Annotated in this window: 18 protein-coding genes and 1 pseudogene; 4 read left to right on the top strand and 15 right to left on the bottom strand. The window is 75.7% G+C overall.

All coding sequences use genetic code 11. The annotated features are described in order from the left end of the window. Nucleotides 1–48 precede the first annotated feature (48 nt). The 4 genes from ACFV1L_RS35125 to ACFV1L_RS35140 form a co-directional block, all read right to left on the bottom strand. The gene (locus ACFV1L_RS35125) at nt 49–255 is read right to left on the bottom strand and encodes a hypothetical protein (RefSeq protein WP_380374044.1); all 207 of its coding nucleotides are present in this window, start codon (nt 253–255) and stop codon (nt 49–51) included. A gap of 47 nt (nt 256–302) precedes the next feature. Further along, nucleotides 303–524 carry a hypothetical protein gene (locus ACFV1L_RS35130; protein ID WP_380374047.1) on the bottom strand — a complete coding sequence of 74 codons (222 nt, stop codon included), beginning with the start codon at nt 522–524 and terminating at the stop codon, nt 303–305. Further along, nucleotides 521–3,166 (bottom strand): class IV lanthionine synthetase LanL, encoded by a 2,646-nt coding sequence (gene lanL / locus ACFV1L_RS35135; protein ID WP_380374050.1) that lies wholly within the window; start codon nt 3,164–3,166, stop codon nt 521–523. Before lanL ends, ACFV1L_RS35130 begins: the two co-directional genes overlap by 4 nt. Before the next feature lie 115 nt (nt 3,167–3,281). Then, a complete protein-coding gene (locus ACFV1L_RS35140) occupies nt 3,282–4,511 on the bottom strand; it encodes a benzoate/H(+) symporter BenE family transporter (RefSeq protein WP_380374052.1) in 1,230 nt (409 codons plus the stop codon). Between the two features lie 156 nt (nt 4,512–4,667). On the opposite strand from ACFV1L_RS35140, the gene ACFV1L_RS35145 reads away from it, so the two are divergent. Continuing rightward, nucleotides 4,668–5,864 (top strand): GDSL-type esterase/lipase family protein, encoded by a 1,197-nt coding sequence (locus tag ACFV1L_RS35145; protein WP_380374055.1) that lies wholly within the window; start codon nt 4,668–4,670, stop codon nt 5,862–5,864. A 7-nt stretch (nt 5,865–5,871) separates the two neighbouring features. Here the strand turns inward: ACFV1L_RS35145 and ACFV1L_RS35150 are convergent, their stop codons facing one another. The 3 genes from ACFV1L_RS35150 to ACFV1L_RS35160 form a co-directional block, all read right to left on the bottom strand. Continuing rightward, entirely contained in the window at nt 5,872–6,489 is a 618-nt protein-coding gene (locus ACFV1L_RS35150; RefSeq protein ID WP_380374058.1) for a glyoxalase, read from the bottom strand. 75 nt (nt 6,490–6,564) lie between these two features. After that, nucleotides 6,565–7,251 carry a response regulator gene (locus ACFV1L_RS35155; RefSeq protein ID WP_380374060.1) on the bottom strand — a complete coding sequence of 229 codons (687 nt, stop codon included), beginning with the start codon at nt 7,249–7,251 and terminating at the stop codon, nt 6,565–6,567. After that, nucleotides 7,248–8,456: a sensor histidine kinase gene (locus ACFV1L_RS35160; RefSeq protein ID WP_380374062.1), complete on the bottom strand. Its 1,209-nt coding sequence runs from the start codon at nt 8,454–8,456 to the stop codon at nt 7,248–7,250. The genes ACFV1L_RS35155 and ACFV1L_RS35160 overlap by 4 nt, the downstream gene beginning before the upstream one ends. Nucleotides 8,457–8,736: 280 nt before the next feature. Here ACFV1L_RS35160 and ACFV1L_RS35165 point away from each other — a divergent pair, with 280 nt between their 5' ends. Further along, nucleotides 8,737–10,920, top strand: a complete 2,184-nt coding sequence (locus tag ACFV1L_RS35165) for an MMPL family transporter (RefSeq protein WP_380374065.1) — start codon at nt 8,737–8,739, stop codon at nt 10,918–10,920. A gap of 53 nt (nt 10,921–10,973) precedes the next feature. Here the strand turns inward: ACFV1L_RS35165 and pcaB are convergent, their stop codons facing one another. From pcaB to ACFV1L_RS35190, 5 genes are all read right to left on the bottom strand, one after another. Further along, nucleotides 10,974–12,392, bottom strand: a complete 1,419-nt coding sequence (gene pcaB / locus ACFV1L_RS35170; protein WP_380374068.1) for a 3-carboxy-cis,cis-muconate cycloisomerase — start codon at nt 12,390–12,392, stop codon at nt 10,974–10,976. Beyond that, nucleotides 12,389–14,329 (bottom strand): FAD/NAD(P)-binding protein, encoded by a 1,941-nt coding sequence (locus ACFV1L_RS35175; RefSeq protein ID WP_380374070.1) that lies wholly within the window; start codon nt 14,327–14,329, stop codon nt 12,389–12,391. The genes pcaB and ACFV1L_RS35175 overlap by 4 nt, the downstream gene beginning before the upstream one ends. Nucleotides 14,330–15,016: 687 nt before the next feature. After that, entirely contained in the window at nt 15,017–15,391 is a 375-nt protein-coding gene (locus ACFV1L_RS35180) for a VOC family protein (protein WP_380374073.1), read from the bottom strand. 59 nt (nt 15,392–15,450) lie between these two features. After that, on the bottom strand, nt 15,451–15,660 hold the full coding sequence (locus ACFV1L_RS35185) for a DUF6479 family protein (RefSeq protein WP_380374076.1): 210 nt from the start codon (nt 15,658–15,660) through the stop codon (nt 15,451–15,453). 140 nt (nt 15,661–15,800) lie between these two features. Beyond that, nucleotides 15,801–16,205, bottom strand: a complete 405-nt coding sequence (locus ACFV1L_RS35190) for an SsgA family sporulation/cell division regulator (RefSeq protein WP_380374079.1) — start codon at nt 16,203–16,205, stop codon at nt 15,801–15,803. A 314-nt stretch (nt 16,206–16,519) separates the two neighbouring features. Between ACFV1L_RS35190 and ACFV1L_RS35195 the strand changes: the two genes are divergently transcribed. Beyond that, nucleotides 16,520–16,729 (top strand): cold-shock protein, encoded by a 210-nt coding sequence (locus ACFV1L_RS35195; protein ID WP_380374082.1) that lies wholly within the window; start codon nt 16,520–16,522, stop codon nt 16,727–16,729. A gap of 278 nt (nt 16,730–17,007) precedes the next feature. Here ACFV1L_RS35195 and ACFV1L_RS35200 read toward each other — a convergent pair whose 3' ends face one another. After that, a complete protein-coding gene (locus ACFV1L_RS35200; RefSeq protein ID WP_380374085.1) occupies nt 17,008–17,424 on the bottom strand; it encodes a MerR family transcriptional regulator in 417 nt (138 codons plus the stop codon). Nucleotides 17,425–17,519: 95 nt separating this feature from the next. On the opposite strand from ACFV1L_RS35200, the gene ACFV1L_RS35205 reads away from it, so the two are divergent. Continuing rightward, the gene (locus ACFV1L_RS35205; RefSeq protein WP_380374088.1) at nt 17,520–18,572 is read left to right on the top strand and encodes an aldo/keto reductase; all 1,053 of its coding nucleotides are present in this window, start codon (nt 17,520–17,522) and stop codon (nt 18,570–18,572) included. A 46-nt stretch (nt 18,573–18,618) separates the two neighbouring features. Here the strand turns inward: ACFV1L_RS35205 and ACFV1L_RS35210 are convergent, their stop codons facing one another. Beyond that, nucleotides 18,619–19,725, bottom strand: a complete 1,107-nt coding sequence (locus ACFV1L_RS35210; RefSeq protein WP_380374091.1) for a hypothetical protein — start codon at nt 19,723–19,725, stop codon at nt 18,619–18,621. 233 nt (nt 19,726–19,958) lie between these two features. Further along, nucleotides 19,959–20,196, bottom strand: a pseudogene (locus ACFV1L_RS35215) (hypothetical protein); the annotation flags it as partial.

Raw genomic sequence — 20,196 nt, forward strand, 5'->3', positions numbered from 1 at the left:
GAGCGGGGCTCCGGCCCGGCCGCCGCCGTTGCCGCGCGGTCCGGGCGATCACTCCAGGACCACGATCACCACGGTGCGCGAGCAGGTGCTCTGGCCGCCGCAGATGACGGTGGACGCGCCGCAGACGGCGGTCTGCATCAGCGAGCAGCCGCTGGCGTCCTGGGGGGTGAAGTGGGTGTCCTCGGCGAGGAGTTTCTCCAGCCGGGAGGTGGTGCCCTCGGAGGACTTCTCCGGAGGCGGGTCGTTGGCCTGCATGGCGATCAGGCTCCTTCGGTCGGGGGTTTCGGGTCCTTCGGGTGCGCTCACTCCATGGCGACGATCACCACGGTGCTCACGCAGGTGTTGCCGGCGCAGATGATGGTGCCCGGCGGGGTGCAGACGATGGTGCGCGGCGGGTTGCAGCCGGTGGAGTCGGCGCGGCTGAACGGGGTGTCGTTCTCCGCGAGGAGCGCCTCCAGCCGGGAGAGGTTGCCGGCGGCGGGTTCCGGGGGCTCGGGAGGGGCCTTCTCGGATTCTTCGGTCATCGGGGGCGCACTCCTTCGGTCGCGGGTTCGGGGATCCACAGGCGGGGGCCGCCGTGGCGGAGTCGGAGCAGGAAGGCGAGCACGCCGGAGAGTCCGGTGCCGTAGCCGGTGGTGACGGTGCGTCCGCTCTCGTCGGGGACGAGGTGCCGGCCGTCCCGGAGCACCGCGCGCCACTGGAGGGCGTCGTACAGGTCCTCGGCCCACTGGCGGTAGCGGCGCTCGCCGGTCGCCTCGGCCAGGTCGAGCAGGAACTCGCCGTTCCCCGCCAGCCCGTGGCAGGACCCGGCGGACGCGTGCCGGCGGGCGCGGCGGACGGCGAGCGCGGCCCCGGCGGCCAGCTCGTGGGCCCGCCCGTCCCCGGTCTCCCGGGCGTACCGGATCAGGAAGGTGCCGATGCCGGAGGAGCCGGAGCACCAGTGCGGCAGGTGCAGCGGCGCCGTGCCGGGCGGCTCCTCGCCGACGGGCCACCAGGCCGCGCCGTCCTCGACGACGGCGGTACGGAACAGCGCGTCGGCAGCCTGCCCGGCGGCCTCCAGGCAGCGCCCGTCCGGGAGTTGACGGCCCGCCAGCAGCAGGAACAGGCCGATGCCGGCGACGCCGTGGGCGTAGCCGAGGTGGGCGAGGCCGCGCAGTGCGGAGTCGAAGGCGTCCGGCACGGGCCAGCGGACGCCGTCCGGGGTGTGCCGGGCGCCGTCGAGGACGGAGGCGGCGCAGGCGCGGGCCCGGTCGGCGAACCGGGCGTCGCCGGTGCGCTGCCGGAGCGCGAGGTGGGCCAGGCCGCTGCCGGCGGCACCGTGGCAGACGTCGGGGTTGGGCCAGCGGGTGGGGAGTCGGGCGGCCAGGTCGAGGGCGCGGTCGGCGAGCGCCGGGTCGTGCAGGGTGGTGGCCGCGTCGTACAGCGCCCAGGCGGTGCCGGCGTGGCCGAAGTACAGTCCGGGCAGCAGTCGTTGACGGCCCGTCATCCGCGCGTCCAGCCAGCCGGCGGCCGAGGCGAGGGCGGGCGGCAGGGCGGGGTCGGGGTCGGGCAGGGTCCGGTGGGCGCGGTCGAGGACGGCGAGGACGCCCGCTGCGCCGTGCTGGACGGCGCGGGGGTCGCAGGCGCGCAGGTCGTCCGGGGCGGGCCACAGCCGGGCGGGGTCGGCGGGGTCCATGGTGGCGAGGGTGTGGGCGAGCCCGTCACGCAGGATCCGCTCGGCGGACACGGGGGGCGGCGGCGGGGGCGGGGGCGCGGCCGGCGGGTGGGCGAGGAACGCGCGGGCCCGCGCGGGCGTCCAGCGCAGCCGCGGGTCGTCGGCGGTCAGGGCGGTGATGAGCGGCAGCAGCCGGCGGGCGGCCGGGTTGTCGGCGGCGAGCGCGGCCAGCCAGTCGGTCAGGCGGCGGTGCCGGGGGCGGTCGTCGTCGGCGAGGGCGGGGTGGATGCCGGTGGCGAGGAAGAACAGGGTGGCGCCGAGCCCGTACCCGGTGGTGCCGGCGACCGGGACGGAGGGGTCGGCGAGTTGCTCGGGGGCCGCGTAGCCGGGGGTGTACATCGGGGTGCTGCGGCGGCCGGGTTCGACCAGGCCTTCGAGGTCGACCAGGCGGATCCGCCCGTCCGGTCCGACCATCAGGTTGCCCGGGTTCAGATCGAGCCAGACCAGTCCTTCGCGGGTGATCGCCTCCGCGGCGGCGACGATCTGCCGGGCCAGGTCGGTGGCGGCGTCGAGCGGGGTGCCGCGGTCCCGCGCCACACGGTCGCCGACCCACTGCTCCAGCGTGACGCCGGGGATCTCGGACTGGGCGAGGAACAGGTCGCCGTCCTGCTCGACCAGGCCGATCGGGCGCGGTGCCAGGCCGCTCGCCGCGAGCGCCCCGAGTGCCGCGGCCTCGCCGCGCAGCAGGTCGCGGACGTCGGTGCCGTCGGCGCTCACGGCGACGTGCCGGCGTGCCTGTTTGAGGATCACCGGGGCCCCGGTGGCGCGGTCGACGGCGCGGTAGACCCCGCCGCGGTAGGCGTGCCGGATCGCCCCGCTGACCTCGAACCGCCCGCCCACCAGCAGCTCCGACGTCTCGTCGGCGGGCTGCGCGCCGAGCGGGTCGCTCGTCCAGGCCGGCGGCTCGAACCACGGCGGGGGGCGGTCGGGGACGAGCGTGCCGTCCGGTGCGGCCAGCACCGGTTCGAAGCTGCCGTCGTTGTTCAGCCGGGGCGGCGCGGCGAACACGCCGTAGCGGTAGGAGACGATGCCGCCCGGGCGCACCGGCCGGTCGGACAGCACGGCGGGGCCGGGCAGGCCGTCCAGGGTGCGGGCGAGGTCCTCGGCGACGGCCCGGAAGTGCGGGTCGTCGTCCGGGTAGGCGGTGAGGAACTTCCCGCCCGCCGCGCGCTCGCAGCGGGTGGCGGTGAGCCGCTCGACCTCGCGGGTGTCGGCGGCGTGCTTGAACGCGCAGGACCGGGCGGCGAGGACGGCGGCCGCGCGCCGCAGGACCTCCGTCGCCGAGAGCGGTGTCGCCGAGACGTGGATCTTCCAGCCCTGGGCGCGCGGGCGGTAGTGCGGCGGGAAGTGCTGGATCCACGGCGGTGCGTCGACCTGCGGCCAGTCCGGTCCGGTCCGGTCGAGGACGGATCGGACCAGGGTGCTGAACGGCGCGTCCCTGTGGTGATCCATGGCCTTCCACCCGTTGCGGGGAGGGCTGGCTGTCCCGCGGTTCCCACGCGGCGAAGTGTCGGTTCCACGCTACCGACGGCCCGGGGCCCGGACGAGCCCCGGCGGTCTGCCGGCGTCAGGCGGCGCGCCGGCGCGGCGTGAGGACCGCATGGGTGCCGAGGCCGAACAGCAGGCCCCAGAACGCGGAGCCGATGCCGAGCAGGGTGCCGCCGGAGGCGGTGGCCAGCAGGGTCACGACGGCGGCGTCCCGGCCGGGTTCGGGGGCGAGGGCGGCGGCGAGGCTGTTCTGCAGGGAGGCGAGCAGGGCGACGCCGGCGACCACGGCGACCAGTTCCTTCGGCAGGCCGGTGAACAGCCCGACCAGGATGCCGCCGAAGCTGCCGACCAGGACGTACAGCGCGCCGGCGGACATGCCGGCGACGTAGCGGCGGCGCGGGTCGGGGTGGGCCTCGGGGCCGGAGCAGATCGCGGCGGTGATGGCGGCGAGGTTGACGCCGGGCGAGCCGAACGGGGCGAGCAGGACGGAGGCCGCGCCGGTGGCGCCGATCAGCAGCCGGTCGTCGGCGCGGTAACCGAAGGCGCGCAGCACGCCGAGGCCGGGGGCGTTCTGCGAGGCGAGCGCGACGATGGTGAGCGGCAGGGCGAGGCCGACCAGGGCGGGCCAGGAGAACGCGGGGGCGGTGAGGACCGGCACGGTGGGCCCGCCGGCGCCGGGGTGCAGCGGGAGTCCGGCGGTCGCGGCGGCGAGCAGGCCGCCGGCGGCGAGGGCGATCACCACGGCGTAGCGCGGGGCGAGCCGCTTGGCGATCAGGAACGCGGCGAAGCTGCCGACCACCAGGACGGGTGCGCCGTGCACGGCACCGAAGATGCCCGTGCCGAAGGAGAACAGGATGCCGGCCAGCATGGCGTGCACGATGCCCTCGGGGACGGCGGCGATCAGGCGGCCGAACCAGCCGGTGACGCCGAGCAGGGTGACCGCGACGGCGCTCACCAGGTAGGCGCCGACCGCCTGTTGGTACGGGTAGTGGCCGAGGGCGGTGATCAGCAGGGCGGCGCCGGGGGTGGACCAGGCGGTGACGACGGGGGTGCGGGTCCACCAGCTGAGGGCGAACCCGGTGACGCCGCTGCCGATCGCCACCGCCCAGATCCAGGAGGCGGTGTGCGCGGCGTCCAGCCGTCCGGCGGCGGCCGCGGCGAGCACCACCACCAGGGGTCCGGAGAAGGACACCGCGACGCACACCAGGCCCGCCAGCAGGGCCGGCCCCGACAGGTCGCGGCGCAGGGTTCGGCGGGGCCGGTCCTCGGCCGCCGGGGCGGCGGGCCGGACCGTCAGGTCGTCAGTCATTCGGGCAGTATCCCCGCGCCGCCGGCGGCCGGTGGCGACGGGTCGGGATCCGGACCGCACGGCTGAACAGTATCGGACCGGAACTACTGACAGGGCGGATTTGCCTAAGGCGTTTAGGTAGCTGCATGATGCGGATAGGCAACCGAGGGAGAGGCCATGACCGTCGAGGCGGACACGACGAAGACCGGGCAGGACTGGATCACCACCCCCGTCACCGCACGGCTGCTGCGCGGCCACCTCGATCTGGAGGAGACCGCGCACGGCCTGCTGCCGCACCGGCTGCCGACCCGGGCCCGGCGGCAGGTCCCGGACCGGCAGCTGGCGGTGGCGGAGGCGCAGCCGTCGGGGGTGCGGGTGGCGTTCCGGACGGCGGCGACCCGGATCGAGCTGGACACGCTGCCGACCCGCCGCGCCTACCGGGGCTTCCCGCCGCCCGCGGACGGGGTGTACGACCTGCTGGTGGACGGGCGGCTGACGGCGCAGGCGACCGTGGCGGGCGGGCGGCTGCGCACGGTCGTCGACCTGGTGACGCAGGCCGCCGAGCTGACCGAGGGCCCGGTCGGCACGGCCCGGTTCGGCGGGCTGCCGGCGCGGGCGAAGGACGTCGAGATCTGGCTGCCGCACACCGAGGTGACCGAGCTGGTCGCGCTGCGCACCGACGCCCCGGTCGAGCCGCTGCCGGAGCGCGGCCGGCCGGTCTGGCTGCACCACGGCAGTTCGATCAGCCACGGCTCCAACGCTTCCCACCCGACCGGCACGTGGCCCGCACTGGCGGCGGCGCGCGGCGGCGTGGAGCTGGTCAACCTGGGGTTCGGCGGCGGTGCGCTGCTCGACCCGTTCACCGCCCGGGCGATCCGGGACACCCCGGCGGACCTGATCAGCCTGAAGATCGGCATCAACGTGGTGAACACCGACGCGATGCGGCTGCGCGCGTTCGGCCCGGCGGTGCACGGCTTCCTGGACACCGTCCGGGAGGGCCACCCGCGCACGCCGCTGCTGGTGGTCTCGCCCGTGCTGTGCCCGGTGCACGAGGACACGCCGGGCCCGCTGCTGCCGGACTTCACCGACGGGGTGCTGAGCTTCCGGGCCACCGGCGACCCGGCCGAGCGCGCGGCCGGGCGGCTGACGCTGAACGTGATCCGGGAGGAGCTGGCCCGGATCGTCGGCCTGCGGGCCGTGGACGACCCGCACCTGCACCATCTGGACGGCCGCGACCTGTACGGCGAGCGGGACTACCTGGAACTCCCGCTGCCCGACGGCCTCCACCCGGACGGGGCCGCGCACCGCCGGATCGGCGAGCGCTTCGCCCGGCTCGCGTTCGGCCCGGGCGGCGCCTTCGCGCCCGTGTCCTGACGGCCCGTCAGGCGGCGGCCGCCCACCGGAAGCCGTCGGGGTCGGTGAAGTCCGCGCCGGCCGCGCCGTTGACGGTGAGCCGGTGCGAGCCATCGCCGTCGGGGGCGACGCCCACCTCCTTGGCGAGGGCGCGCCGGCGGTGGAGGGCGAGCTTGACGGGGCCGGTCCCGGCGTCGAACTCGGCGTAGCTGCGGCCGAAGCTCCTGGCGACGGCGAGGCCCTTCTCGACGTAGAAGCGCCTGGTGGCGGCGAAGTCGGTGACGCCGAGCAGCAGCACGAAGTCGTCGATGCGGCGGGTGGCCGGGCCGGTGTCCTTCTTGGCGGAGGTGGCGATCTTCCAGATCGCGCCGTCGGGGGCCCGGACGGCCGAGCCGTAGCCCCACAGCGACCGGTGGGCGGGCTTGAGGACGGTCGCGCCGGCCTCCGTCGCGGACGCGGTGAAGCTGTCCACGTCGGCGGGCCGGGGCACGGTGAGCGCCAGGGTGAAGCCGCGGAACCCGGTGGACGGGTCGGTGCCGGCGCGCACCCGCAGCCGGGTCGCGTCCAGGTCGAAGGCGGCGGCGTAGAAGCGCTCGGCGGACTCGGGGTCGGCCGCGTCGAGGGTGACGGTGTCGATGGTTGCCATGCCTCGACGGTAGGTGCGGCGGCCCGGCCCGGGCTTCTCGATTCCTGACCGGTCGCGGGCCGCCGGCGCGGGCGGTCAGGGGCGCTCGGGCGGGCGCGGGGTGACCAGGCCGGATTCGTAGGCGGCGATGACGGCCTGCGCGCGGTCGCGGACGTCGAGCTTGGCGAACAGCCCGGTGATGTGGTTCTTCACCGTGGACGGGCTGATCTCCATCGCCTCGGCGATCGCCGCGTTGTCGAGGCCGGTCGCCATCAGCCGCCACACCTCCTGCTCGCGCGGGGTGAGGCCGTCGGCGACGGGGACGGCGGCCGCGGCCGGGGCGGGCTGCGCGGCCCGGACGTGGGTGGCGATGAGGCGGGTGAGCAGCCGGGGCGCCACCACGGCCTCGCCGGCGTGCACGGTGCGGATCCCGGTGGCGAGGTCCTCCGGGGAGACGTCCTTGGGCAGGAAGCCGTGCGCGCCGGCCCGCAGCGCGGAGACCACGTACTCGTCCAGGTCGAAGGTGGACAGTGCGAGCACCCGGCAGTCCGGCAGCGTGCGGGCGAGCCGCTCGGTGGCGGCGACGCCGTCGAGGACGGGCATCCGCAGGTCCATCACCAGCACGTCGGGGCGCAGCCGGTGGGCGAGTTCGACGGCCTGTTCGCCGTTCTCGGCCTCGCCGACCACCTCGAAGGACGGGTTCGGGGAGAGGATCAGCGACAGTCCGCGCCGCACCAGCGGCTGGTCGTCGGCTATCAGGACGCGGATCGCGGGGGCGCTCATACGAATACCTCGCCGTGCTGGACGGCGGCCTCGGCCGTCTCGTCGGGGGTCAGGGGAAGTTCGGCCAGCACGGCGAACCCGCCGTCGGGATGCGGGCCGGTGCTCAGGGTGCCGCCGTGCAGGGCGACGCGTTCGCGCATGCCGATCAGGCCGTGGCCGCCGCCCTCGCCGGACCCGCCGACGGCCGCGCCGCCCGCGCCGTCGTCCCGGACGGACACCACCACGACGTCCTGACGGTACGTCAGGACGACGCGGGCCCGGGCCGGGCCGGCGTACTTGCGGGCGTTGGTCAGCGCCTCCTGGACGATCCGGAACACCGTCAGGCCGAGGGTCGGCGGCAGCGGGTGCGGGGTGCCGTGGACGGTCAGTTCGGTGGGCAGCCCGGCCCGGCAGGAGTCGTCGACCAGCCGGCCGAGGTCGTCCGCGCCGGGCTGCGGCGCGGACGGGGAGGCGTCCGGTTCGTCGCCGGCCCGCAGCACGTCCAGCAGTTGGCGCATCTCGCGCAGCGCGAGCCGCCCGGACGCCTCCAGGGTGACCAGGGCGTCCCGGACCACCTCGGGGTCGGCGAGGTTGGCCCGGGCGCCGCCGGCCATCAGCTGCATGGTGGTGATGTGGTGGGCCACGATGTCGTGCAGCTCCCGGGCGATGCGCCGCCGTTCCTCGGCCACCGCCCGATCGGCGAGCAGCCGCCGGTTGGCGGCCACCTCGCGCTGCCAGCGGGCGAACACCAGGCCCGCGCCGACCACCAGCAGGGAGGAGAGCGGCGCGGCGAGCACGGCGTCCCAGCCGGGTCTCCGGAAGTGGCTCTGGGTCGCCACCGTCAGCACCGAGGTGAGGACGGCCACCGCGGCGGTCGCCCCGATCCGGCAGTGGCGGGCGACGGTGTACAGCGCCACCGTCAGCACCGCGCCGAAGTGGATGCCGACCGGCTCGACCAGGTTGCACGCCGCCTGCAGCGGCAGCACACCGGCGATCATCGCCAGCGGCCGGGTGCGGCGGAGCAGCAGCGGCAGCCCGGAGACCAGGGCGAGCAGGAAGCCGGGCACGGTCGCACCGCCCCCGACCGCGGCGATCAGCAGGTAGCCGACCGCGTCCAGCACGCTGGCGGTGACCACCACCAGGGCGTCGGCCTGGCTCCACGGCAGGCCGTCCGATGTGCCGCGCCGGTCCCCGCCCGCGCTCGCGTCCTCCTGGTGCCCGGCCATGTCCCGTCTCCCCGTTGCCCGGTCGGCCCGGGTCGCTGATCAGCAGTGATGCCGTCATTCTCGCACCGCGTCGAGGGGCCGGACGTGGGCCCCGGGAACGGTGCGGGCTGGGAGCGCGGTCCCAGGGCGCCGGCGGGCGCCGGGAGCCGGGACCTCGGTGCGGATCGTCCGCGGCCACGACGCCCGGCCGCGATTGTGCTGATGAGCTGTGAGCAGGCCGGAAACTCCCGGCGCCGGGACCGACATTCGGGTCCGCAACACCGTAGACGGAAGGGTTCTCGTGATCCGCGCACTGACCGGATTCGCCACCAGAAACGCCTGGAAGGTCATCGTCCTGTGGCTGGTGGCGGGCGTCGGCCTGACCCTGCTCGGCCCGATGCTGTTCAACCGGGTCGTCCAGTCGCAGTCCGGGGACTTCCTGCCCCGCAGCTACGACTCGGCCGCGGCGCTGCGGATCGCCGAGGACCACTTCGGCCTGGACCCGGACGCCACGGTGGTCACCGTGCTGGTCGCCCGCGCCGACGGCAAGCCGCTCACCGACGGCGACCAGAAGCGCATCGAGGCCGAGGCGGCCCGGCTCGGCGAGCGGCGCGTCGTCATGCCGCGCAAGGAGGACGACCCGGCGTTCCTGGTTCCCGACCACTCCCAGACGCCGAAGGTCGCCCCGGCGATGCTCGCTCCCGACCGCGGCTTCGAACTGCTCGCCGTCGAACTGACCGGCGACGCGGGCAACGAGGGCGTGCAGGACGTCTTCCGGGCGTTCCGGGACACCGCCCGCGCCGAGTTCGCCGAGGCCGGGATGCGCACCGGCTTCACCGGCGGCCTGGCGGAGGCCGCCGACAGCGCCGACGCCAACGAGACGGCGGCGATGGTCGGCGGGGCGCTGCTGATGGGCCTGATCGTGCTGCTCAACGTCCTCGTCTTCCGCAGCGTGCTGGCGGCAGTCCTGCCGCTGCTCGCCGTCTCCATCGTCGGCGGCGCGGCCGGTGGCGCGGTGGCCGGGGCGGCGGCGCTCGCCGGCCTGAAGCTCGCCCCGTCCACGCAGAGCCTGATCTCCGTGGTGCTGCTCGGCATCGGCGTCGACTACCTGCTGTTCCTGCTGTTCCGCTTCCGCGAGCACCTGCGCGCCCACCCGAACCAGCCCGTCCGCGAGGCCGCCGCCGAGGTCTCCGCCCGGGTCGGCACCGCGATCACCTCCGCCGCGCTGACCATCGTCGCCGCGTTCGCCACCCTGGGCGTGGCGAGCTTCGGCCAGTTCCGTTCGCTCGGCCCCGCCGTGGCGGTCGCCGTCCTGGTCATGCTGCTGGGCAGCCTCACCCTGATGCCCGCTCTCCTCGCCGCCTGCGGGCGGGGCATGTTCTGGCCGTCCCGGGCGCTGCGCCGGGAGCCGCGGGCGGGCCTGGCGGGCCGCTTCGGCGAGCTGGTCGCCCGCCGGCCGGTCGCGCTGCTGCTCGCCTCCGTCGCGCTGCTGGGCGCGCTGACGGCCGGTGTCGCGGGCATCACCATGGACTACGGCCAGGGCAGTTCCGCCTCCAGGACCCCCGCCGCGGCCACGGCTGCGGAGATCTCCCGCGCCCTGCCGGCGGGCGTCTCCGACCCGACCACGGTGTACGTCACCGCCGCCGACGGCGGCGCGGTCTCCGCGGACCGCCTCGGCGGGCTGTCGGGCGCGCTGTCCCGCGTGGAGGGCGTCGGCCAGATCGGCCGGACCGCCGTCAGCCCCGACGGGCGGGCCGCCCGCATCGACCTGTACCCGACCGCCGACCCGCAGAGCCAGCAGGCCCGTGACCTGGCTTCCGGCCCGATCCGCGCCGCCGTCGCCGCGAACACGCCCGCCGGTCTGAACGCACACGTCGGCGGAACGGCGGCGATCCTCGCCGACATGTCCACGGCCGTCGACCACGACCTCGCCCTGGTCTTCCCGGTCGCCGCCGCGCTCATCGCCCTCATCCTGCTGCTGCTCCTGCGCAGCGTGCTGGCCCCCGTCGTGCTGATGCTCGCCGTCGGCGCCGGCTTCGCCGCGACCCTCGGCGCCTCCACCCTGGTCTTCCAGCACCTGCTGTCCGAGCCCGGCGTCAGCTTCACCCTGCCGCTGGTGCTGTTCCTGTTCGTCGTCGCCCTCGGCACCGACTACAACATCCTGATCACCGACCGCATCCGCGAGGAGATGCAGCAGCCGGGTCCGGCCCGCGCCGCCGTGGCCCGCGCGGTCCGCCACACCACTCCCGCCATCGCCACCGCGGGCCTCGTGCTGGCCGGCTCCTTCGCCACCCTGGCCGCCACGCCCGGCACCGAACAGGTCGCCTTCGCCCTCACCCTCGGCATCCTGCTCTCCGCCGGCGTCCTCTCCCTCGTCCTGGTCCCCGCCCTCGCCGCCCTGCTCGGCCGCTCCCTGTGGTGGCCGCTGCGCACGGCCCCCCGGCGCAGCGGGGCCCCGGCCCCGGAGCGCGTGCCGGTGCCGTGACGCCGCTGCGACGCCCGGACCGCGAGCCTTCGCGGTCCGGGCGTCGCGCCGTTTCAGGACGGCTCGCGCAGCGCCCGGTCGACCAGCAGCGCCGCGGCGCCGGTGTACCCGGCCGGGTCGAGCAGCGCGGCCGCCTCGCCGTCGGTGAACGCGCCCGCGAGTTCGGGCAGTTCGGGGAGGACGCCGAGCAGCGGCCGGCCCTGCTCGGCGGCCAGCGCCGAGGCCCGGGACAGCGCCTGCCGGGCCGCCGCCTTCCCGATCCTGGGGGCGAGGACCGCCGCCAGTCGCTCCGTCACCACCTGACCGTCGGTCAGTTCCAGGTTGGCGCGCATCCGGTCGGGGCGGACAGTCAGGCCCTCGGCGAGTTCGACGGCGGTGTGGACGGCGCCGCCGGCCAGCCGCAGGCATTCGCGCAGCAGCAGCCACTCGGCGTGCCAGGCGCCGCCGGAGCGTTCGTCCTCGGTGGTCAGGCACTGCGTCAGCCCGGCTGCCAGCACCGGCACTTGGAGGGCCGCGGAGCGGATCAGGGTGGCCAGCACCGGGTTGCGCTTGTGCGGCATCGCGGAGGACGCGCCGCGCCCGGCGGGGCCGGGTTCGGCGGCCTCGCCCACCTCGGTGCGGGCCAGCACCTGGACGTCCACGGCGATCTTGCCGAGGGCGGCGGCGGTGTGGGCGAGCGCGGCGGCCAGGTCGGCGATCGGGGTGCGCAGCGCGTGCCAGGGCAGCCGGGGGCGGGCGAGTCCGGTCTCCTCGGCGTAGGCGGCGGTGAGCCGGTCCAGGTAGTCGCCGAGGTCGGCGTCGGCGACGCCGCCGTCGATCCTGGCGTACTCCAGGTAGCCGGCCAGGGTGCCGGCCGCGCCGCCGAGCGAGACGGGCAGGCCGCCCTCGCGGACGCGGCGCAGCCGCTCGGCGGAGTCGAGCACCAGCTGCCGCCAGCCGGCGGCCTTGAGGCCGAAGGTGGTGGGCACGGCGTGCAGGGTGAGGGTGCGGCCGGCCATCGCGGTGTCGCGGTGCTCGCGGGCGAGGCCGGCCAGCGCGTCGGCGGTGCGGTCCAGGTCGGCGAGGACCAGGTCCAGGGCGCGGGCGGCGACCAGCATCGCGCCGGTGTCCAGGACGTCCTGGCTGGTGGAGCCGCGGTGCACGTACTCGGCGGCGGCCGGGTCGTCGGCGGCGACCTGCGCGGTGAACGCCTGGACCAGGCCGACCACCGGGTTGGCGGTCTCCCGGGCGGCCAGCGCGAGTCGGCGGACGTCGAGCCGCTCGGCCCGGGCGGCGGCGGTGATCGCGGCGGCGGCCGGGCCGGGCAGGGTGCCGAGCCGGGCCTGCGCGCGGGCCAGCGCGGCCTCCGCGTCCAGCATCGCCTGCAGCCAGGCGGCGTCGCCGGTGGCGGCCTCCACCGGCGTCCCGGCGCGCACCGGGGACAGCAGTCCGGCGTCGATCGCCGGTTCGTCCTTCGTCGTCGACTCGCTCATGCCACGCCCTCCTTGACGGTCCGAGGGGCATTCTCCGCGAGCAGCGCGAGCACCGCTCCGGCGATCGCGTCGGAGTCCTCGACGGTGACGGAGCCGACGCCGGGCCGGATGCCCGCGGCGGTCACCCAGTGGACGGACTCGGTGGGGACGCCGTGCACGAAGCGCCGCGGGTGGGCCCGCCCGTCGGCGTCGACCAGCCGGAACGGCCGGCCGGTGACGGCGACGCCGCCGGTCTCGTAGGCGGTGCCGCACTCGCCGGGGATGGCGTACGGGCGGCACTGGCGGGTCGTCAGCAGGTGGCGCAGCAGCGGGTCGTCGGTGCGGCGCAGGTCGGTCTCGGGCAGCCGGGCCTCGATCAGGGTGCCGACCCGGTGGCGGGCGCCGGGGATCCGGCGGGAGCCGATCTCGAACGCGGAGCCGTCGGCGTCCGCGGTCACCGTCATGCCGGGCCCGGTGATCTCGACCACGCCGGCCTCGATCAGGGCGATCAGCTCCTCGATCCGGGAGACCGGCGGGCCGATCGACAGGAAGGCGTTCAACGGCGTGTACCAGCCCTCGAGTTCGTCGCGGTGCGAGGTGCCCTCCAGGCCGCTGTGGTCGACGGCCAGGCGGATCTCGTTGCGCAGGTCGCGCAGGACGTCGAGGGCGGCCTTCAGCGGGCCGCTGACGTTGCCGGCCCGGGCCTCGGCGACGTCCTGGCGCAGGTGGGCCAGCAGCCAGTCGCGGTACTCGGCGGCGGACGCGAAGACGCGGTCGCCGTACGGTTCGGCGAGCCGGTCCCAGTCCCAGCGGTCGGCCGGGGCGACGTCCGCGGCGTCGAGCAGCTCCTGCTTGGCGGCGGGGTCGTGGGCCGCCGCCAGGTAGCGGTCGGTGAACTCCTCGACGCCCGGGCGCCCGGCCAGCAGGGCGGCGTAGTAGACGCTCTCCACCTCGGTGGCGATCAGCGGCCACAGGTCGGCGCCGAACCGGATCCACCGGCCCTGCGCGGCGAGCTCCCGCAGCTCCGCCGCCTTGCGGGCCGTCAGCAGCCGCGGCTGGTAGCGGCCGTAGGCGCCCTTCTCGTTCTCGCCGCGGGCGTGGTAGGGGATGCCGCGGCGCGAGCCGGCGACGATCCGCGGCTCCCGGCCGGAGGGGTGGTAGACCAGGCCGGCGTCGGTGCGTTCGAAGCGGCCGCCGCGGCCGACGGTCAGCACGGCCTGGTAGTCGAAGTAGTTGAGGCCGAGGCCGCGCAGCCCGACGGCCTCGCCGGCCGGGATGCGGTGGTGGTCCGTGTCGGCCGGGTTGGCGGAGCGCAGGTAGGCCAGGCCGTGCTCGGCGGCGAAGGCGGCCAGCCGGGACTCCTCGGCGCTCGGGCGGGTCGGCAGGTGGCCCTGGGCCAGCACCACGGCGTCGAGCCCGTCCAGCCGGGTGCCGTCGGCCAGCAGCAGCACCTGGCGGCCCTGGTCGCCGTCGTCGTCCAGGGCGACGGCGCGGCTGGCGTGCACCCGCAGCTCCAGGTGGTCGGGCGCCTCGGCGACCAGGCGGGCGAACACCCACTCCAGGTACTGCCCGTAGAACGACCGGCTCGGGTAGCTGTCCGGGCCGAGCCGCCGGGCCTCGGCGAGCACCGGCTCGTCGCCCGGGGCGGGGATCGCCCCGGCGGCCACCTCGCGCGCCCAGTCGTACAGCGACGGGCCCTCCTCGATCGGGCCGGTCAGGTTCACGCTGGCGTCCGAGTACACCGTGACCTGCGAGGCGACGGTGTTCATCAGCAGCTCGCGGGACTGGTCGGTCCGCCACACCATGCCGGGCCCGGGCCGGTACGGGTCCACCACGTGGACGGTGACCCGCCCGGCGGACGCGCACTTCCGCTCCCGGGCGCACAGGCGCTCCAGGACCGACAGGCCGCGGGGGCCGGCGCCGACGACGGCCACGGCTGAGGTACTGCTGCTCTTCACGGGTGATCTCCGCTCGACGAAGAGTGACGGGACGGGAACGGCTCCCGGCCGCGCCGGGGCAGCGCGCGCCGCGGACCGTGACGCGGTCCGGGGCAGCGCGCGGTGACCCTCGGCGGGGCCCGGCGGCGGCCGGGAGCGAGGTGCGCGGAACGGCTCGGCGGCACCCGCGGACGACGGCCCCGCCCGGGGACACCGGGCGGCTCGACTACGGCGGGTGCGCGGAGCTCACGGCGCGACCGGCAGCGTGCTGCCCACCGGTGGGCCGGAGAAAGCGAACGCGCGGACGACCACGCTGCCGGGCGCCGGAGGGCGCCGGCCGGTCGTTCCGCGGCGGAGGTTCAGTGCAGGGGGCTCGGAATGAGGTCGCGGCCCACGTCCGCGCGGACGGAGCAGTCCTCCACGCCACGCGCCGACGCCCGCTGCGTGGCAGCGTCGGCCGCGGCTGCGATCACTCGCAGACTGCGACCGGACTCCCGGAGCGCCATCGGATTCCCCCAGTAGAAGCAGCCGCGCACGCGGCGGTTTACTGAACGGCCATCGGACCCTGCACAGCTGACGGGGTTTCGGTCCAGGATCCCCTGTCGCCCACTCTGCGAGCCGCCCGCCCCGCGGGACAACTCCCCCGATCCCTCGGATAGGCGCACTGCCGCTAAGCGAAGGATCCAAAACCGGACGAACTCCCCCTCGCTAGGCCCGCTCCGCGGCGCTCCGCAGCAGGCAGAACTCGTTGCCCTCGGGGTCGGCGAGCACCGCCCAGCCCGTCCCGTCCGCGTTCCGGCGGTCGGCGACCAGCACCGCGCCGAGGGCCAGCAGCCGCTCCACCTCGCCGTCCCGCGAGGTCTCCGGCCGCAGGCACAGGTGCACCCGGTTCTTCACCGTCTTCGGCTCGGGCACCTGGTTGAAGTACAGCACCGGCCCGCCCTCCCCCAGCTCCACCTGCGTCTCCCGGTCGCCCGGAGCCGCCCCCGGCTCCATCGGACGCCCGGTCACCGCGGCCCAGAACCGGGCCAGTTCGTACGCGTCGGCACAGTCGATCGCCACGTTCTGCACTACCGAGACCATGCGCGCGAGTCTCCCGGAAACCTCCCCCCGGGGCCACTGCCGTCGGGCGACCCCCGCTGTCAGCGCTGTTCGTCGTCCGGGGTGGTCCAGGAGTCGGCGCGGGGGCCGTTGGGGCGGCCGGGGGTGACGGGCGGGCGGCGGTGGGCGCGGCGGTGGCTGCCCCAGGCGAAGGCGCCGATCAGGAGGGCGGCGATGATCAGTGCGGGGACGAGGACGACGAGCAGTGAGGGGCCGGTGGACTCGGCAGCGAGGATCAGGTCGGCGGTCATGGTCCGCTCCTTCCGGTCGGCGGGTCCGCTGCGCGGGCAGCGGGGTGTGCGCCCTCGCCTACCCGGGGCCCGGCGGGGCATGCCCGGCCGAACGGTGGAACGGCCCGACGGCGCAGGTCGGGAGCGCAGGCAGGGGCGGGTCAGCCGCAGAGGCGGGCGAGTCCGGCGTCGAGGTCCAGGTGGTCGGCCTCGGTGCCGGCCGGGACGAGGGCGAACGAGTCGAGGAGGAACCCGGTGACGGCGTCGCCCGGGATGCTGATCACGGCCTGGCCGGTGCGGCTGCGCAGGGTGACGTGCACGGTGGCGTCCGGGCCGGGGGCGACCACGACGTCGCCCTGGCCGGCGGGCGCGTGCCGGCCCTCGTTCAGCAGGTCGCGGGCGAACCACCACTCGACGGGGTCGTCCTCGGCGCGCAGCGGCGGGAAGACCAGGCAGACCGCGTACGGCTCGGTGGAGTCGAAGCGCAGCCGGGCCTCGACGGCGGTCTCGGGGTAGGGGCTGTGCGGCAGGGTGACCCGGGTGGTCCAGGCGGCTGAGACGGCCATGCGGGGTGCTCTCCTTCGGTCTCGGCGGTGCGGCGGTCGGTGGTGGGGTTCCTCGGTGGCTGCGGGCGGCTACCCCGCTGCCGGCCGTCCAGCGCCTCGCACTCCAAACCTTCACAAGCCGGCGGGTGCTCCCGTTCGGGCCTCGGACCTGTTACCGTCGTAGCAGTTGCAGTTGTGGTTCCCATGGTTTCTGTGTGCGCCTGCTGGTTCTTCCGCGGGCGCTGTTTTTTTGCCGTGTAATTCCGGCGGGCCATCAGTGCGGCGACATCGAGCCTGCGCAGTGCGGGTCTCGGCGCCTTGTGAGGAGATTTTCTATGGCTTTTGGCACCGTGAAGTGGTTCAACTCGGAAAAGGGCTTCGGCTTCATCGCTCAGGAGGACGGCGGCGCGGACGTGTTCGCCCACTTCTCGAACATCAACGCCACCGGCTTCCGTGAGCTGCTCGAGGGCCAGAAGGTCGAGTTCGACGTCACGCAGGGCCAGAAGGGCCTGCAGGCGGAGAACATCCGTCCGATCGCTTTCTGACACCTGCTGCCCGCAGGAGTGCCCGAAGGGCCCGCACCGCGTCCGCGCGGTGCGGGCCCTTCCGCGTTCCCGGGCGGCGGCCGGCCTCAGGCGCCGCCGCCGCGCAACGGGTCGGCGGCTTCAAGGGCACCCGGCTGGACCTCGACGTGGCCGACCTGCGCTTCCACGGGCCGGACACCGCCGCCGTCGTCACCGGCGGCGACGTCCGCAAGCACGGGCGAAGCCGCGCCGCCCCGCAAGGTCGCCGGCTGCCCGGTGGCGCGCGACGCCGACGGGCGTCAGCGGTCGGCCGGCCCGGCGACCGGGTGCTGCTCCAGGAAGTCCTCGTACACCGCGACCTTGTGGCGGACGATGTCCAGCGAGCGCTGCAGCTCGGCGAGCCGGTCGAGGACGCGGGTCTCGTGGGCGCGCAGCAGGGCGAGCCGGTCGGGTTCGGTACCGGCGCCGGCGCGGGCCAGCTCGGTGTAGCGGCGGATGTCGGGGATCGGCATGCCGGAGGCGCGCAGCACGATGCACAGGTTGAGCCACTCGACGTCGCCCTCGGTGTACCGGCGCCCGCCGCCGGCCGTGCGCCGCACGGGTTCGGCGAGGATCCCCTCCCGCTCGTAGAAGCGCAGGGCGTGCACGCTCAGGCCGGTGCGTTCGGCGACCTGGCCGATGGTCAGGCCGGTGACCGGGAAGGGCGGGGTGTCCATCGGATCAGCATAGGAGTTGATCTAGAGCGGACTCTACTTCGTACAGTGGCCGTCGGCGCGCCGCACAACGACCGACGGACCTAAGGGGATTGACCATGCGATACCGCACTCTCGGGGGCACCGGCATCGAGGTGAGCGCGCACTGCCTGGGCACCATGATGCTGGGGTCGGTGGGCAACCCGGACCACCAGGAGGGCATCCGGCTGGTGCACACGGCGCTGGAGCATGGGATCAACTTCGTCGACACGGCGGACATGTACTCGGCGGGCGAGTCCGAGGAGATCGTCGGCAAGGCCCTGCAGGGGCGGCGGGACGACGTGGTGCTGGCCACCAAGGTGCACTTCCCGATGGGCGAGGGGCCGAACCGGGGCGGGAATTCCCGGCGGTGGATCGTGCGCGCGGTGGAGGACAGCCTGCGGCGGCTGCGGACCGACTGGATCGACCTGTACCAGGTGCACCGGCCGGACCACCGGACGGACGTCGAGGAGACCCTGGCGGTGCTGGGCGACCTGGTCCGGCAGGGGAAGATCCGGGCGTTCGGGTGTTCGACGTTCCCGGCGGAGGAGATCGTCGAGGCGCACTGGGTGGCGGAGCGGCGGGCGCTGCCCCGGTTCCGGACCGAGCAGCCGCCGTACTCGCTGCTGGCGCGCGGCGTCGAGTCCTCGGTGCTGCCGGTGGCGCGGCGGTACGGCATGGGTGTGCTGACCTGGAGTCCGCTGGCCTCGGGGTTCCTGACGGGGCGTTACCGCAAGGGCGGTGCGATCGACCTGTCCTCGGGGCGGCCCGCACTGCACCCGCACCGGTTCGATCCGACCCTGCCGGCGACCCTCCGCAAGCTGGAGGCGGTGGAGCAGTTCGTGGCGCTCGCCGACGAGTTGGGCTGCTCGCTGCCCGAGCTCGCGGTGGCGTTCCCGCTGGCGCACCCGGCGGTCACCTCGGTGATCATCGGCCCGCGCACGGTGGAGCAGCTGACCGGCCTGTTGAAGGGCGCGTCGCTGGTGCTGGACGACGCGGCGCTGGACCGGATCGACGCGATCGTCCCGCCCGGCACCGACGTGTACCGACCGGACGGCGTGTGGACCTCCCCCGCGCTCGCCCCGGCCGCCCTGCGCCGCCCTGCCGTGGACCGGGCCGCCGCCGGGAGTTGAGCGCGCCGGGCCCCGCCCCCTGCGACGGGGGCGGGGCGGGCGGCCGTCAGAAGGCCGAGGTGTAGGCGGTGAGGAAGGGCGCGGCGGTGGGAGCTCCGCCGGGGTTGAAGCAGATCGGGTTCAGCTGCACGTTGCCGGAGCTGCGGGCCCAGGGCAGGGCGAGCTGGCACCAGCCGGGGCCGCTGCCGTACGCGGTGACCTGGGCGTGGTCGGAGGGCACGGCGATCGCGGGCAGGGTGACGGTGGACGGGACGCCGACGGCCAGCGAGTTGCTGCCGGCGACGGAGTTGAAGTTGGTGCCGGGCGGCACCGAGCCGTTGTACCAGAGGTAGCCGAAGGACTTCGGCGGGATCGCGGGTCCGTGCACGGCGCGCTTCACCGAGTAGCTGAGCGTCCACTCGGTGTCGTAGGGCGCGTTCGCGGCGTCGAAACAGGCGACCAGGAAGGTCTGGCCGGTGCTGGACGGGTACCAGTCGGCGACCTTGCAGCGGGCGCCCTGGGCCGGGTCGACGGCGGTGACCTCGACGTTGCCGAGGTTGCCGGAGGCGCCGAGGCCGGGCAGCCAGGCCTTCCAGATGCCGGTGGAGCCGTGGCTGGAGAGGTTGCTGCCGCCGGCGGAGTTGTACTGGCTGATCAGCGTGCCGGCCGGGGTGGAGTCCAGGTAGCCGTAGTTGCCGCCGGACGAGCCGAGCGCGCCGCTGCTGCTGGTGTACAGCACGGTGAACGGCGAGTTGTCGGGCGCGCCGGTCGGCCCGTAGCAGGCCACCTTGACGTCGAGGCCGGTGCCGGCGGTGCCCCAGCCGGCCAGCTGGCACCAGGTGCCGGTGCGGTTGACGGCGGTGACGTGGGCGACGCCGCCGGGTCCGGCGATCAGCGGGAAGTGCACCACGTACGCGCCGAGGCCGGTCTGGTCGACCTTGACGGGGTTGCTCCCCGGGGACGCCCAACTCCCCCACTGGCGCGACGGGTCGGGGACGTAGGACGGCGGCGGGGTCGGGTTGTCCAGGTAGGCGAAGCCCCAGCGGTCGGGGACGGCGGCGTGCGCGGGGCCGGCGGCCGGGACGGCGGCGGCGAGCAGCGCCGCCAGCAGGGCCAGGACCAGCAGGGCGGCCCGGACGGGACGGGCGGGCGGTGCCTCGGATCTCGCGTGCATGGGCGATCAACCCCCAAGGAGGAGAGGACGGTTGCGGCCGTTGTGCGCGCGCCCCGCCCGGAGCTGCGGGCGGGGCGGAGGGACCGGGGGCGCCCCGCGGGAGCCGGCGGTGCGGCGCGGGGAGGCCGGTGGCCCCACATGCTAGGCGCGGCCCCGGCCGCCCGCCCAGCGCCCTGACCCGATCCCGTACGTCCGGCTACGGCCTGCGGCCGTTCGCACGGCGGCCGTTCGCGTCAGCCGACGGAGCGCCGGGTACCGGTTGTGGCGTAGGCGTGTCCGGTCACCCGGGCGGCGGTGTCCGCCGGGGCGGGTGGCGGCGGCGCCGGAACGGGCGGTTCGGGCCGGCGCTGTCGGGCGGCGTCGTGGGCGCGGTGGCTGCGCGGGCGCGCTGCGCCGATCGCGGCCGGCTCCGCTCCGTGGCGCGGCGGCGCGTCCTGCCCGCCGGCCGGCCCGGCGTGCACGGCGCGGCCG

Source organism: Kitasatospora sp. NPDC059646, assembly GCF_042734615.1.
In the GTDB taxonomy this organism is placed as follows: Bacteria; Actinomycetota; Actinomycetes; order Streptomycetales; family Streptomycetaceae; genus Kitasatospora.